This is a genomic window from Streptomyces sp. NPDC006997, from assembly GCF_040635175.1.
In the GTDB taxonomy this organism is placed as follows: Bacteria; Actinomycetota; Actinomycetes; order Streptomycetales; family Streptomycetaceae; genus Streptomyces.
In genome coordinates this window covers 50,241-64,637 of record NZ_JBEYHH010000016.1, presented here as the reverse complement: position 1 = coordinate 64,637, position 14,397 = coordinate 50,241, and the positions used below count along the sequence as shown (strand labels likewise).

Below are 14,397 nucleotides of genomic sequence, written 5' to 3'. Positions count from 1 at the left end.
CAGGACGCGGTACGTCTCAGGCCGTCGCGCACGTTCCGTCGTCGCACCGCGGCGGGTCGTACGTCCAGCCCTGGTGGGCGCGGTAGACCCAGCCGTCCGCGCGCTGGTACGCCTCACCGCCCCACCGCGCCGCGCGCCACTTCGCGGCGGCCAGCACCGCCCCCTTGGCGAACACCGCGCCGGTGGGCGTGGCCAGCCGGTGGGCGAGCGGCCGGTGTTCGCGCAGCGCCCACAGGACGACGATCCAGGCGGCGGCCGACCGGTAGACCTGACCGGCGTCCCCGACGACGGTGATCTCGTCCAGGGTGGTGCGGTGGTCCAGGCCCGGGAAGCGCCGCCTGGCCTCCTCCGACCCCGCCGGTACCAGTTCCAGCGGCACCAGCTGCCGTTGCCGCCGCAGCCAGTCGCGGACGTGGGCGCAGAGCGGGCACTGGGCGTCGTAGAGGACCGTGAGCCCGCGGACCGGGACGCGCGCGGCGTCCCGGCCCGGTGCGGTGGCCGCCGTCACGCCCGCGCCCAGTCCTGCGGCGCGACCGGCGGCACCTGCTCGCGCTCCAGCACCCCGCGCCGCCGGATCCTGTTGAGGACGAAGACGTTGCCGAGGTGCATCATGCCGAGCACCAGCAGCACCACGCCGAGCTTGGTCGACAGCGCCTCGAAGATGCCGCGCGTGTCGCTGATCGTCTCGTCACCGCTCAGGTACAGGGCGACGAAGCCGAGGTTGACGAGGTAGAAGCCGACGACCAGCAGGTGGTTGACGGCGTCGGCGAGCTGTTCGTTGCCGTGCAGCACGTCGGAGAGGAAGATCCGCCCGTTGTGGCTGAGCGTGCGGGCCACCCAGACCGTCAGGGAGATGCTGACGACCAGGTAGATGACGTAGGCGATGACCGTGCGGTCCATGCCCCCACCCTTCTTTGAACGCGTTCAAAACGCTGACAGGGGAACTCTAGAGCGCTTTTTGAACGTGTTCAACACCATCGGTGGAGGTGGGGGTGAGCGCTACGTCACTACGACACCGGCTGCGCCCCCCGCCTCCCCAGCGCCGGGCGCTTGGAGTAGTCCGTGAAGCCGACGACGTTCCCCCAGGGGTCGGCGACCTCGACCGTCCAGCCGGTGACCGCGGGGAACGGCTCGTCCAGCGGTGTGACGCCCGCGCCGGCCAGCTCCCGGGCCGTCGCGCGCGCGTCCGGCACCTCCAGCCACACGCGCGGCGCGGGCCACGGCGGCGGGCGGTGGCCGATGCCCTCCTCGTGCCGCAGCAGGATCCCGGGCGTCTCGTCGCCGACCTTCAGCAGCGCGATCCCCGCCTCGTCGAACCGGAACCCCACCGCGAACCCGGCGCGCTCGTAGAACTCCACGGCCTGGCCGAGGTCCCCGACCGGCAGCAGCACGTTGTCGAACCCGAGCAGTTCGTACGACTCATCATCTGACATGGCATCAGGTTAGGTCGGCCCCGCCCACGCCCGCGCCGGGCACGCCGAAGGGCCCGCCTCCCGGGGGAAGCGGGCCCTTCACGGACGTACCGGGGGATCAGTAGCGGCGCGTGATCAGCGCCCGCTTCACCTCGGCGATCGCCTTGGTGACCTCGATACCGCGCGGACAGGCGTCCGTGCAGTTGAACGTCGTACGGCAGCGCCACACGCCGTCCCGGTCGTTGAGGATCTCCAGACGCTGCTCCGCCGCCTCGTCACGCGAGTCGAAGATGAAGCGGTGCGCGTTGACGATCGCGGCCGGGCCGAAGTACTGGCCGTCGTTCCAGAACACCGGGCACGAGGACGTGCACGCGGCGCACAGGATGCACTTGGTCGTGTCGTCGAAGCGCTCGCGGTCCTCGGCGGTCTGGAAGCGCTCGCGCGTCGGCTCGTTGGTGTCCTTCGTGATCAGGAAGGGCATCACGTCCCGGTACGCCTGGAAGAACGGCTCCATGTCGACGACCAGGTCCTTCAGGACCGTCAGGCCCTTGATGGGCTCGACCGTGATCGGCTTCTCGGGGTTGATGTCCTTGATCAGCGTCTTGCAGGCCAGCCGGTTCTTGCCGTTGATCCGCATGGCGTCCGAACCGCAGATGCCGTGGGCGCAGGAACGGCGGAAGGTCAGCGTGCCGTCCAGCTCCCACTTGATCTTGTGGAGGCCGTCGAGGACGCGTTCCTTGGGGTCGATCTCCAGCTGGAAGTCCTCCCAGGTCGCCTCCGCCGCGACCTCCGGGTTGAAGCGCCGGACCCGGAAGGTGACGGTGATGTACGGGGAGGCCGTCGCCTGGGCGCCCGCCTCGGCCTTGTCCAGAACAGGGGTTGCCATCAGTACTTACGCTCCATCGGCTGGTAGCGGGTCTGGACGACCGGCTTGTAGTCGAGACGGACGGTTTCGGACCCGTCGGCGCCGACCTCGCGGTACGCCATGGTGTGGCGCATGAAGTTGACGTCGTCGCGGTTGGGGTAGTCCTCGCGGTAGTGACCGCCGCGGGACTCCTTGCGGGCCAGGGCGGAGACCGCCATGACCTCGGCCAGGTCGAGCAGGTTGCCCAGCTCGATGGCCTCCAGGAGGTCCGTGTTGAACCGCTTGCCCTTGTCCTGGATCGCCACGTTCTTGTAGCGCTCCCGCAGCTCGGCGATCTTCTCGACCGCCGTCTTGATCGTCTGCTCGGTGCGGAACACCATGACGTTGGCGTCCATGGTCTCCTGCAGCTCCTTGCGGAGCGTCGCCACCCGCTCGGTGCCCGTGGAGTCGCGCAGGTTCTCCACCTGCGCCCGCACGAACTCCGCCGGGTTCTCCGGCAGCTCGACGAAGTCCGCCGTCTGGGAGTACTCGGCGGCGGCGATGCCCGCGCGGCGCCCGAAGACGTTGATGTCGAGCAGCGAGTTGGTGCCCAGCCGGTTGGCGCCGTGCACCGACACGCACGCGACCTCACCGGCGGCGTACAGGCCCGGCACCACGGTCGTGTTGTCGGCGAGCACCTCGCCCTCGACGTTGGTCGGGATGCCGCCCATCGCGTAGTGCGCGGTGGGCTGGATCGGGATCGGGTCGGTGTACGGCTCGATGCCCAGGTAGGTGCGGGCGAACTCGGTGATGTCCGGGAGCTTGGCGTCCAGCTGCTCCGGCGGCAGGTGGGTGAGGTCCAGGTAGACGTGGTCGCCCTCGGGACCGCAGCCGCGGCCCTCGCGGATCTCCGTGTAGATGGAGCGCGAGACGACGTCACGGGAGGCCAGGTCCTTCATGACCGGCGCGTACTTCTCCATGAAGCGCTCGCCGTCCTTGTTGCGGAGGATGCCGCCCTCACCGCGGGCGCCCTCCGTCAGCAGGATGCCCATGCGCCAGATGCCGGTCGGGTGGAACTGGAAGAACTCCATGTCCTCCAGCGGCAGCCCGCGCCGGTACACCGCCGCCTGACCGTCACCGGTCAGCGTGTGCGCGTTCGACGTCACCTTGAAGAACTTGCCGCAGCCGCCGGAGGCGTAGATCACGGCCTTCGCCTGGAAGACGTGGATCTCGCCGGTGGCCAGCTCGTACGCCACCACACCGGCCGACTTCCTGATGCCGTCGACCTCGGTGATCAGCTGGTCCAGGACGTAGAACTCGTTGAAGAACTCCACCCCCTCCTTGACGCAGTTCTGGTACAGCGTCTGGAGGATCATGTGGCCGGTGCGGTCGGCCGCGTAGCAGGACCGGCGCACCGGCGCCTCGCCGTGGTTGCGGCTGTGGCCGCCGAAGCGGCGCTGGTCGATGGTGCCGTTCGGGGTGCGGTTGAACGGCAGGCCCATCTTCTCCAGGTCGAGGACGGAGTCGATGGCCTCCTTCGCCAGGATCTCGGCGGCGTCCTGGTCGACCAGGTAGTCACCGCCCTTGACGGTGTCGAAGGTGTGCCACTCCCAGTTGTCCTCCTCCACGTTGGCCAGCGCGGCGGCCATGCCGCCCTGCGCGGCGCCCGTGTGGGAGCGGGTGGGGTAGAGCTTGGTGAGCACCGCGGTGCGGCTGCGCTTGGTCGACTCGATGGCCGCGCGCATACCGGCGCCACCGGCGCCGACGATGACGGTGTCGTACTTGTGGATCTTCATGATTCTCGCAGCCCCGTGCCTAGCGGATGTTCGGGTCGAAGGTGAAGATCACCAGCGTGCCCAGCAGGATGGTGAAGACCGCGGCGGTGTAGAGCAGGCCCTTCAGCCACAGCCGGGTGTTCGCGCGCTCGGCGTAGTCGTTGATGACCGTGCGCAGGCCGTTGGTGCCGTGCAGCATGGCGAGCCACAGCATCGACAGGTCCCAGACCTGCCAGAACGGACTCGCCCAGCGGCCCGCCACGAAGGCGAAGCCGATCTTCGACACACCGCCGTCCAGCACCAGCTGGATGATCAGGTGGCCGACGACCAGGACGGCCAGCACGACGCCGGACAGCCGCATGAACAGCCAGGCGGCCATCTCGAAGTTGCCCCGGGTCGACTTCGGGGACTTCTTGGTGCGCCTGCGCGGGGCCTCGATCAGCGGCGCCGGGTTGTCGACGCCGTAGACGGGCGTCCCCTCGACGGGGCCGACGGCGGTGGGGCTCTCAATGGTGGACATGGGCGTCAGCTCCCGAACAGTTCACGAGCGGCGTGGCCGAGGACGGGGTAGATCGCCCCGAGCATCAGCGCGACCCACAGGCCGACGACGGTCCACAGCATCTGCTTCTGGTAGCGGGCGCCCTTCGACCAGAAGTCGACGGCGATGACGCGGAGACCGTTGAGCGCGTGGAAGAGGACGGCGGCGACGAGGCCGTACTCCAGCAAGGCGACGATCGGCGTCTTGTACGTGGCCACGACCTCGTCGTAGGCCTCGGGGGAGACACGGACGAGAGACGTGTCCAGGACGTGCACGAACAGGAAGAAGAAGATGAGGACGCCGGTGACTCGGTGAGCCACCCAGGACCACATTCCTTCCCGGCCGCGGTACAGCGTTCCAGCCGGCACGGAAGTCCCTCCGGGAGCGGGGATTGGGGCCGCGCCGGCTTTCTGTCGGTCGGGCCCGGCCGGGTACGGTCCACCGGCCCCCAGCATGGTAGCGACGGATACCCGTGGTGCTTACAGTGGGCCTGTCTGTGTGATCAAACTGGCACGCGGATGGGGGATTCGCCCGTTATCTCCCGGGTGTGGGCCGTTTGTGGCGGGCCGCGGGGTTCCTCGCACCGCCGAGTGCGCTGGTCAGCCGCGCCTTGGCCAGGCTCCGGAGTTCCTCCACCGCCACCTGGCGTTCCTCCTCCGGGTCGTGGGCCAGACGGGACCGGATGGCCTCCAGGACTCTGTTCACCGTCTGCGTGGCGGTGGCGCCGTCCAGGCTGATCACGAACACGTGCCCGAACTTCGCCTCGTATGCCGCGTACGCCGCGTTCAGTGCCGTGTACGCCGCCTCGTACGTGTCCTCCGGAAGCGTTGGCAACGTTTCCCCCGCCAGCGCCTCCGCCAGGTCGGCCGGGGACAGGTCGTAGGCGGCCTCGTCGGAGGCGGCCAGGAGGGAGCCGAGGTCGGGGTAGGGGCGGTGGGCGGTGATGCGGTGGGCCCAGCGGTGGCTGCGCAGGCAGCTGAGGAGGGTCGGCTGGGGGTCGGCGGCGGGAGCGCCGTTGAAGCGGTCCAGCTGGGGTATGGCGACGTGGCCGGGGAGGTGTGTGGGCGTCACGGGGCTTCGGCAGGGGACGGTGTGGGAGATGTGCGGTCACGTTATCGACCGTGGTCATGACGTGTCCGAGGGATGCCCGAAATTCACCCGGACGGAAGAGTTTCGGAACGTGTGGTGGACGCCCGCCGTCCACTCCGGCCTTACGTTGGCGGGGTGAGTCAGCACAGGCGCCGCCCGACGGAGCGCGGAACACACAGGCAGGGACTGATAGCGGCGGGCGTCGGCCTCGTCGTGATCGCGGGTGGGGTCGGCCTCGGCCTGTGGTCCGCCTCGGGGGGCGGGGACGGCGGGTCGGCGATCAGTCCGTCCGGGGCCGCCTCCGCCAGCTCCTCGCGCTCGCCCTCCCCGTCGCCGAGCCCCAGCCGGTCCTACCCGCTCTCGACGGCGCCGCGCACCATACCCGCGGTGCGCGAGCACACCCCGGCGCGCGGTCCGGGATGGCGGCCGGAGAAGGGGCTGCGGGTGGTCGTCGACGACGGCGCGCTGGCCGACGAGGGGCGGCTGCTCGCCGGTGAGCTGGGGCTGACGTACGCGGGGGAGAAGGACGACACGCGGGCCGGGGACGTGCGGCTGGCGCTGGGCGGGGACCAGGGGGCCGGGGCGGAGTCGTACACCCTGGCCGTGCGCGGTGGCGGGGTGGAGATCAGCGGCCCGAGCGACGCGGGGGTGTTCTACGGCACCCGGACGCTGAAGCAGGTGGTCGGCGACGGGGGCACGGCGCCCGAGGGGGTGGTGCGGGACGCGCCCGCCAAGGCGCAGCGCGGGCTGATGCTGGACATCGCGCGCAAGCACTTCACCGCCTCCTGGATCGAGGACCGGGTGCGGGAGCTGGGGGACCTGAAGTTCAACCAGCTCGGGCTGCACTTCTCCGACGACCAGGGCTTCCGCATCGAGTCCGACCGTCACCCCGAGGTCGTCTCCGAGCAGCGGCTGACCAAGGCGGAGGTGCGGCGGATCGTCGACCTCGCGGCCGAGCGGCACATCACCGTCGTCCCCGAGATCGACTCGCCCGGACACCTGGGCGCCGTCATCGCCGCGCACCCGCGGTTGCAGCTGCGGGACACGGCGGGCAACGCGGTGCGCGGGGCCGTGGACATCTCGCGGGCCGACGCCGCCACGCTGGTGGACGAACTGCTCGACGAGTACGTGGACCTGTTCCCCGGCGGGCAGTGGCACCTGGGCGGCGACGAGTACCAGGCGCTGACGGCGGCCGACCCCGAGGCGTCCTACCCGCAGCTCGCGGCGGCGGCACGGAAGCGGTACGGCGCCGGGGCCACCGTCGCGGACCTGGCGACGGGGTGGCTGGCGGACCGCGCCGACACCGTCCGCGCGCACGGCCGCTCCCCGCGCGCCTGGAACGACGGCTTCTACCGCGGCACGGAGGCGAGCCCCGGCGACGACGTCCGGGTGGCGTACTGGACCGGCAAGGAGATCGGCGCCCGCCAGCCGGTGGAGTACCTGAGCGCGGGCCGCAAGCTGGTCAACTACAACGACGAGTTCCTCTACTACGTCCTCGGGGAGCCGCAGACCTTCGTCTACCCGACCGGCCAGCGCATCTACGAGCAGTGGACGCCCCGGGTGCTGCGCGGCACCCAGGCGGTCGACGAGCGGTACGAGGGCCAGATACTCGGCGGCTCCCTCGCGGTGTGGTGCGACCTGGCCGGTGCGCAGACCCAGGACCAGGTGGCCGCCGGGATCCGGCTGCCGCTGCGGGCGACGGTGCAGAAGCTGTGGGACCCGGGGACGCCGGAGCTGTCGTGGGCGGATTTCCGGCGGCTCGCGGACCGGTTGGGCTGAAGTGCGCGAGCGGGGTACCGCTGGCTGAAAACATGCTGTTGTCTTTCCCTGACCGGTCCGGTGGCGGGCGCTGTGACATTCCCGGGCTGTAGCGCGCAGTAAGGGAAAGTGCGGGCTCCGTAAGGCATGGCGCCCCGGTGAGGGAGGCGTGGATGAGCCTGGTGGAACTGATCGGGCGGGCCGACGAGCGCGGACTGGCTGCCAGCGCTCTGGCTTGTTTGGATCGGTGCGTGCCGCTGCTGGGCGGCGATGACGAGGTGCTGCGGCCCCTGTGGTCCAGCCTCGCGGAGGGCGGCGACGCGGACGCGTGGGGCGCGCTGCTGGCGGAGGCGCGCGGCAGGCTCGGCGCGGAGCCCGCCGCCGGGGAGGAGGCCGCGCTGCTCGCCTGGCGGATGCTGGCCACCGCCCCCGGGACGCGGACCGCCGAGGCGCTGCGCGTGTGGGCCGACGCCTGCTCGGTCGCCTCCCTCCGCGCCCACCGCCTGCTCGACCCCGCCGGGGGCGGCGCGGACCGGGCCGACCCGCGCGGGGAGGGCCGTACGGAGGAGATGTCGCCGCTGGTCGCCGCCGAGCTGCGGCGGCAGGTCACCGTCCTGGAGCTGCTCGCCGGGCGGGGCGCGGGCGGACTGCGCCCGGCGCTTGAGGTGACCGTCGAGGGGCGCCGGGTGCTGCGCGCGGTGGTGTCGCGGCGGGCCCGGGTCGGCGGCTGAGCCGTGTGACCGCCACGCGGGCGCGGTGGGCCGGCTGTGCGCCGGTTCCGGGAAGCCGCCCGCAACCGGGTGATGAAATGGCCCGCGACCCCGCTCTACCGTATGTGACGACTGTGACGACGACTGTGACGACCGCGACGACGAGTGGCACGGCGGCTGGGACAGCGACCGGTGCGGCGACGGGGACGGGTGCCGGGGCGAGGACCGGCGCGGACCGGGGCGGAGGCAGACCGCCCGCCGCCGCGAAACCGGTGCGCTGGGCGGCGGACGCGGTGGCGACCATGCGGGAGGGGGCGCGGGTGCGTCTCGACTACACCGCGCAGAGCCTGTGGCGGGTCGACCGGTTGATCGACGAGCTGCGCCAGGTGGGCACACCGGCCCCGGCCGTGGAGAGCGTGCTGCGCGGCTTCGGGGCGTACGCCGGTGAGGTGATCGTCCGGCAGACGGGCGCCGAGTGGTGGACGTCCGGCGGCGACCACTGGGTGCGTACCCCCGACGGGCGGCTGTGGGACCCGGTCGCGGAGGCCCGCCGCTGTTTCGCGGGGGACGGCGGCTCGCTGCGGCTGCTGTGCCGGGACGCCACGGCGGGCGGGCGCGGCTGAGGAGCGTACGACAGGAACTCCGCGCCAGCGCGCGGAAGGACATCCGCACAGCAGAACCGGCCGGGGCCCCGAGGGCTCCGGCCGGTTCCGTGTTGACGTGTTCCCGTGTTCCCGGAAGGGGCGCGGGCTACGGCATCAGGATCGCGCCGAGGTTGCCGCCGGACGGCGTACCGAGGTCGCTGCGGGAGTAGTACCGGTGCCCGCTGACGTCGATGCCGGAGCTGCCGCTGTCCAGCTGGAGGATGACGCCGTCGTAGTCGTCCTCACCGCGGGCGCCGATGGCGAGGTCGGCGCGGCCCCAGCCGGACAGGTCCTGCAGGACGACGGCCGTGCCGAGCTTGTCGTTGGTCTCGGTCACGCCGCTGATGCCGCTGGCGTCCTGGTGGAACGCCCTGCCGCCGGAGCCGGTCAGCCCGGACGAGGAGCCCTTGAGCAGGATGACCATGCCCGCGTTGGACCGGTTGGTGCCGCTGCGGGTGATGTCCTCGTTGGGCACACCGACGAGCAGGTCCGCGTACCCGTCGTCGTCGTAGTCGCCCGCGGACACGGAGAAGCCCATGCCGTCGCCGGGCTCGGCGCCGCCCGGGACACCGCTGGTGTCCTGGTGGAGGACGCGCATCCCGGAGGTGGTGAAGCCGGACGAGGTGCCGAACAGCATGGTGACCTGGCCGCCCTCGAAGGCACCGGACTCGCTGGTGTACGGCTGGCCGATGGCGATGTCGTCGTAGCCGTTGCCGTTGAAGTCGCCCGCGGTGATGGACCGGCCGCCCTTGACGGAGAGGACGCCGACCTTGGTGAGGCCGTTCGCCGAGCCCGCGAACCGGACGACGCGGCCGATGCCGCCGTTGTCGCGGTAGTTGAGGGCGACGTCCGCGTAGCCGTCCCGGTTGAAGTCGCCGGTCGCGGCGTCCAGGGCGGAGATCGAGCCGGAGGCGGAGGTCAGCTTGCCGGCGACCATGGTGCCGCCCGCGAGCCGGATCTGGTAGCTGCCGCCGTGGCCGGTGCCCGCGGTGAAGACGTCGGCCCGGCCGTCCGCGTTGAAGTCGCCGCTGGTGACGGTGGACCCGAGCCTGGCGCCCGAGGCGGTGATGCCGGAGCTGCTGCTGAACGAGAAGCCGCGGTCGAGGCCGGGGCCGTACAGCACGGTCACCGCGCCGCGGTCGGCGTGGCCGCTGGTGTCGTCCTCGCCGGGGGCGCCGATCATCAGGTCGGCGTAGCCGTCGGCGTTGTAGTCGCCCCAGGCGCTGTCCGTGCCGAAGCTGTCGCCGGACTCGGAACCGCCGGGCACCCCGGGGCTGCCCTGGCTGATCGTCCGCTTCAGCTCGGCGACGGGACCGTCGGTGCCGCCCGGGACCAGCGTGACGCGGTTGCTCTTCGGCAGACCGGCGACCAGGTCGTTGACGCCGTCGCGGTTGAAGTCCGAGGTCGGGATGGCCGAGTTGGCGCCCGCGCTGGCGGCGAACCGGCGGATCTCACCGAGCTTGGCGTACATGGTGGCGCCGGGGCACTCGGTGGCGTAGCCGTCGCGGTGGCCGGAGATCTGGTTGAGGGTGGCCTCCTCGCCCTTGTCCCACACGCCGGTGTCGCCACCGGCGGTCAGGGTGACCTTGCCGGTCGGGTCGCCGCCGTACTGGCCCAGCTTCCAGGCGGCGACACGGGCCACCGACTCCAGCGTGGCCCGGGTCGGACGCGCCGCGGGGATGCCGTTGGCGGGGTCGCCCTGGAAGTCGCCGAGGACGGCGATGCCGGCGGAGTAGGTGTTGAAGCCGTAGGTGTGCGCGCCCATCACGGGCAGGTCGGTGCCGCCCGCGCGGCCCTCGAAGATCTGGCCGCACTTGTCGACCAGGAAGTTGTAGCCGAGGTCGTTCCACCCGTTGACCTGCACGTGGTACGCCATGATGCCGCGCACCAGCGACGCCGACTGGGCGCAGCTGTAGCTGTTGGAGCCGACCGTGTGGTGCACGAAGACGGCCTGCACCTTGTCGAGGTACGACGGCGGGTCCTCGACCATCGACTCGTCGGCGCCCCAGCCGGCCCGGCTGGTGATGGGCGGTTGGGTGACGGTGGACGGCGGGGCGGTCGGGACGGTCTCGGTCGGCGACGGCGAGGCGCTCGCGGTGTCCGTGGGCGAGGCGCTCGTGGAGCCGTCCGGCGAGGCGGTGTCGGTCGCGGTGGCCGTCGCGCTCTCGGTGCTGGTGCCGGTGGACTCGGTGGACTCGGCGGTCCCGGTGGTCTCGGCGACCGTGCCCGCGGCGGACTCCGTGGCGGACGGGCTGGCCGTCTCGGCGGCGAACGCGGCCGGTTCGATCTCGGTGCCGATGGACTTGGTCTCGGCGGTGGTCACCACGCCCGGATCGACGAGGTTGACCTCCAGGCCCTTGGGCAGCCCGGCGCTCGCCGTGCCGTCGTCCCGGACGACCTGCACCTCGACGCCGTCGGACGGGCCGACCCAGAGCGGCTCGGAGGCGCCCCGCATCCCCGGCTCGACGCCCTCCGGCGGGTCCACGCCCAGCTCCAGGTCCTGCCAGCCGGTCCACTCGCCGGTCTCGCTGCTGCGGGTCCGCACCTGCGCGGTGCCGTCGACCTGCACCCGGGGCCCGGTCCAGGAGACGCCGAGCAGGGAGAACTGCTCGGTGCTGGTGCGCGGCAGTTCGCGCTCCTGCTTGCCGGTGCCCTTCAGGGCGAGGTCGTAGACCTCGACGGGCCGCTTCTCACGGCCGTGGGCCGCCGCGTCCGGTCCATCGGACGGGCTGGCCAGGGCGTAGGTCGCGACACCTCCGCCGCCCAGGACGACAGCACCCAGCGTCAGCCAGGCCCTGCGCTTCAAACTCAGTGGTCGGTACGCGTGCGACGTACGACGGCTCAAGACGAACCCACCCCAAAACAGGCCACGAAAGGCCGCAGAAGATCAGTAGATGCAGTCACGCCAGGCGCATTCATCATATGAATGGCGCGGGTTAGGTTACACACTCACCTTTCCCATGAACACGACAGATCCCTGAGACGGGGAAAAGGTTGTACGGGCGGCCCGCACTTCCGATGTGACATTCGACATGGCCCTACCTCGTGTCGTTTCACGACGGGCGTCCGCTGGGACTGAGGGGGACCGCTGTGCGCTCCCCGACACCGAGCGAAGGGGTGGGGTCTCATGAGCCGAGCCGACGCGTACGTGCCGTGCGCGCACGCGATGCGTCCGTGCGCCACGGAGTTCGTCACACGTGTCACCGCCCGCAACCGGCTGCCGCTGGACTACTCCGTCCGCAGTCTGCGCATCGTCGACTTCCTGCTCGACGGGCTGCGCAAGGGCGGCGCCGACGAGGAGCGGGCCCACGAGACGCTGTGCGGCCTGGGCGCCTACGTCGGTGAGGTGCTGGTGCGCCGCGCGGGCGCCGTCTGGGTGGACCTGGACGCCGACCAGCGCGCCGTCCTCGGCCAGCCGGTCGGGGTGCGGATGCCCGACGGCCGGATCTGGAACCCCCTCGGCAAGGTCCTCAACCGCTTCGAGGCGGGCGGCCCCGACGAGTCCCTGCACACCTTCTACCTGACCCTGCACGGCCGCACCCGGAGATCGGCGGCCTGACCTGACGACCTGTGACACTTCTGTGCGCACCGACGCTGATGACCTTGGGGGGCGTCGACACGGCCGATGCGTGTCACACGGCGCGGACGAGCAACGGAGCCGTACGAACGAGGACAGTCTTGGGCCAGGGAGGGGAACCCCGGCGCGCACAGGCGTACGACGGGGAGTTGGGCGCGGCCGTCGCGCGGGCGCAGGACGGGGACGAGGCCGCGTTCGCGGTGGCGTACCGGCTGGTGCAGCCGGGCCTGCTGGGCTATCTGCGCGGACTGGTCGGCGACGACGCCGAGGACGTGGCGTCCGACGCGTGGCTGGAGATAGCCCGGGACCTCGGGCGGTTCAGGGGGGACGGGGCGGGGTTCCGCGGCTGGACCGCGACCATCGCCCGGCACCGGGCGCTCGACCACCTGCGCCGCCAGCGGGTACGGCCCCGGCCGAGCGCGCTGGAACAGGACGTACTGGAACTGCCCGGACCGCACACCACCCATGACCAGGCCATGGAGTCGCTCTCCACCGAGCACGCCCTGAGCCTCGTCCGCGAACTGCCGCGCGACCAGGCGGAGGCGGTACTGCTCCGGGTGGTCGTCGGCCTGGACGGTCCCGCCGCGGCCCGCGTCCTCGGCAAGCGTCCCGGCGCCGTCCGCACCGCCGCCTACCGCGGCCTGAAGCGCCTCGCCCGCCGCCTCGGAGTCGAGGATTCCGCTTCCGGGGGTGTGACGGATGACGGCCCCCGGACGCTGGGGGAGTCGAAGTGACAGCCACCGACAATTGCCGGACCGGATCGGGTCAGCGAGGCGGACAGGGACGGAAGCGGACATGGGTGAACGGCTGAGCGGCGGCGGAGTCTCCGGCCGTCGGCACGGGCGCCCCGGCGACCCCTGGTGGGCGGAGCAGGACGGCGCCCTGGAGGCGCTGCTCGCCCTCGCCCTGCGCGACACCCGGATCGACGCCGACGCCGAGCAGCGCGCCGTCGTGGCGTTCCGTGCCGCCCGGGACGCGGGAGCGCACCGCGCCCGCGCCCGCACCCGACGCCGGGACGACTGGCGCCCCCGTCCGCACCGGCGCGCCGGACGCTCGCTGAAGGCGACGCTCGCCGTGGTGCTCGGCAGCCTCACGCTGGGCGGCGTCGCGGTGGCCGCGATCGGCTCGGCCGGGTCCACGGCCGACGACGCGGACACGCCCCGGGGCGGCCCCCGGACCTCGGCCAGCGCCCCCGACTCCGGCTCCGCGGGCACCGGCGCCCCGTCCACCGCCCCGGCGCACCCGCCCACCGCCCAGGACACCGAGGCGCACTGCGCGGCGTACGAGAAGGTCAAGGACAGCGGCAAGGCCCTGGACGCCACCGCCTGGCAGCGACTGGTGACGGCAGCGGGCGGCGAGAAGGAGATCGACGCGTACTGCGCCCGGCAGACAGCCCAGGCGACGGCCCCCACCCCCTCCCGGCCCTCCCGTCCCAGTACCCCACCCCGCCCCACCGCACCCCCCAAGCCCACGGCAACCGGCAAATCCAACGCCCCAACCGCCCCGGCGAACGAGAACGCGGAGAACGCAGAGAGCGCGGAGAATGCGGACACCGCAGAGAACGCAGAGAACGCAGAGAACGCGGACATCTCGGAGAAGGCCGACAACGCCGAGAATGCCGAAATCAGCAACGGGAAGAACCAGTAGCGACCCGCCCGGTTCTCCCAGCGCGTCGAAGTGGACTTGGACGTGTTCCGTTGCAGTCGATATGTGCGAGGGCGAGTCAAGAAGGTGCTGCCGACCAAGCCGGACGACGTGGTCGACCGGAACCGGGAGCGGGATCTGCTCGTGGAGTTCCTCACTGATCCGGATCCTGCGATGCGGCTCGGGATCTGCACGGCTTCTCCCCCGACCTGGTCGACCTGGCCAACCGGCGTGACGGCCTCCTGCTGGTCGGTTTGCCCGCTCTCTACGGCAGCCAGCGCGCCTGTCGAGCCACGACACAGGCCCGGACTCTTGCGACACTGCTGATCTCGCTCTGCTGGCGGAAGATCGGAGAGTCCGACCCGGTCAGCCAGTCGACTTTCTGGGCGGCCCGTGCCGTGAACCC

At 71.7% G+C, this 14,397-nt stretch carries 15 protein-coding genes; 6 read left to right on the top strand and 9 right to left on the bottom strand.

Annotated elements, in window-relative coordinates; all coding sequences use genetic code 11:
* Window positions 1-16 precede the first annotated feature (16 nt).
* The 8 genes from ABZ659_RS17720 to ABZ659_RS17685 form a co-directional block, all read right to left on the bottom strand.
* Window positions 17-508: a DCC1-like thiol-disulfide oxidoreductase family protein gene (locus ABZ659_RS17720; protein WP_360220208.1), complete on the bottom strand. Its 492-nt coding sequence runs from the start codon at window positions 506-508 to the stop codon at window positions 17-19.
* Window positions 505-900, bottom strand: coding sequence for a hypothetical protein (locus tag ABZ659_RS17715; protein WP_360220205.1), 396 nt, complete (start codon window positions 898-900; stop codon window positions 505-507). Before ABZ659_RS17715 ends, ABZ659_RS17720 begins: the two co-directional genes overlap by 4 nt.
* A gap of 107 nt (window positions 901-1,007) precedes the next feature.
* On the bottom strand, window positions 1,008-1,433 hold the full coding sequence (locus tag ABZ659_RS17710; RefSeq protein ID WP_360220202.1) for a VOC family protein: 426 nt from the start codon (window positions 1,431-1,433) through the stop codon (window positions 1,008-1,010).
* A gap of 97 nt (window positions 1,434-1,530) precedes the next feature.
* The gene (locus ABZ659_RS17705; RefSeq protein ID WP_360220199.1) at window positions 1,531-2,298 is read right to left on the bottom strand and encodes a succinate dehydrogenase iron-sulfur subunit; all 768 of its coding nucleotides are present in this window, start codon (window positions 2,296-2,298) and stop codon (window positions 1,531-1,533) included.
* On the bottom strand, window positions 2,298-4,052 hold the full coding sequence (sdhA, locus tag ABZ659_RS17700; RefSeq protein WP_360220196.1) for a succinate dehydrogenase flavoprotein subunit: 1,755 nt from the start codon (window positions 4,050-4,052) through the stop codon (window positions 2,298-2,300). The genes ABZ659_RS17705 and sdhA overlap by 1 nt, the downstream gene beginning before the upstream one ends.
* A 19-nt stretch (window positions 4,053-4,071) precedes the next feature.
* A complete protein-coding gene (locus tag ABZ659_RS17695) occupies window positions 4,072-4,551 on the bottom strand; it encodes a succinate dehydrogenase hydrophobic membrane anchor subunit (protein ID WP_360220193.1) in 480 nt (159 codons plus the stop codon).
* Between the two features lie 5 nt (window positions 4,552-4,556).
* Entirely contained in the window at window positions 4,557-4,937 is a 381-nt protein-coding gene (sdhC, locus tag ABZ659_RS17690; protein ID WP_360220190.1) for a succinate dehydrogenase, cytochrome b556 subunit, read from the bottom strand.
* 166 nt (window positions 4,938-5,103) lie between these two features.
* Window positions 5,104-5,640, bottom strand: a complete 537-nt coding sequence (locus tag ABZ659_RS17685; protein ID WP_360220187.1) for a 2-oxo-4-hydroxy-4-carboxy-5-ureidoimidazoline decarboxylase — start codon at window positions 5,638-5,640, stop codon at window positions 5,104-5,106.
* A 204-nt stretch (window positions 5,641-5,844) separates the two neighbouring features.
* Between ABZ659_RS17685 and ABZ659_RS17680 the strand changes: the two genes are divergently transcribed.
* From ABZ659_RS17680 to ABZ659_RS17670, 3 genes are all read left to right on the top strand, one after another.
* Window positions 5,845-7,437 carry a family 20 glycosylhydrolase gene (locus ABZ659_RS17680; protein ID WP_360220530.1) on the top strand — a complete coding sequence of 531 codons (1,593 nt, stop codon included), beginning with the start codon at window positions 5,845-5,847 and terminating at the stop codon, window positions 7,435-7,437.
* 152 nt (window positions 7,438-7,589) lie between these two features.
* Window positions 7,590-8,147: a hypothetical protein gene (locus ABZ659_RS17675; RefSeq protein ID WP_360220184.1), complete on the top strand. Its 558-nt coding sequence runs from the start codon at window positions 7,590-7,592 to the stop codon at window positions 8,145-8,147.
* A 251-nt stretch (window positions 8,148-8,398) separates the two neighbouring features.
* Window positions 8,399-8,749, top strand: coding sequence for a hypothetical protein (locus tag ABZ659_RS17670; protein ID WP_360220527.1), 351 nt, complete (start codon window positions 8,399-8,401; stop codon window positions 8,747-8,749).
* A gap of 127 nt (window positions 8,750-8,876) precedes the next feature.
* On the opposite strand, the gene ABZ659_RS17665 is transcribed toward ABZ659_RS17670, so the two are convergent.
* Window positions 8,877-11,576, bottom strand: a complete 2,700-nt coding sequence (locus ABZ659_RS17665) for an FG-GAP-like repeat-containing protein (RefSeq protein WP_360220181.1) — start codon at window positions 11,574-11,576, stop codon at window positions 8,877-8,879.
* 321 nt (window positions 11,577-11,897) lie between these two features.
* Between ABZ659_RS17665 and ABZ659_RS17660 the strand changes: the two genes are divergently transcribed.
* From ABZ659_RS17660 to ABZ659_RS17650, 3 genes are all read left to right on the top strand, one after another.
* On the top strand, window positions 11,898-12,329 hold the full coding sequence (locus ABZ659_RS17660; protein ID WP_360220178.1) for a hypothetical protein: 432 nt from the start codon (window positions 11,898-11,900) through the stop codon (window positions 12,327-12,329).
* Window positions 12,330-12,448: 119 nt separating this feature from the next.
* Complete coding sequence (locus ABZ659_RS17655) at window positions 12,449-13,081, top strand: RNA polymerase sigma factor (RefSeq protein WP_360220175.1); 633 nt, start codon at window positions 12,449-12,451, stop codon at window positions 13,079-13,081.
* Between the two features lie 61 nt (window positions 13,082-13,142).
* The gene (locus ABZ659_RS17650) at window positions 13,143-13,994 is read left to right on the top strand and encodes a hypothetical protein (RefSeq protein WP_360220173.1); all 852 of its coding nucleotides are present in this window, start codon (window positions 13,143-13,145) and stop codon (window positions 13,992-13,994) included.
* Window positions 13,995-14,397 lie beyond the last annotated feature (403 nt).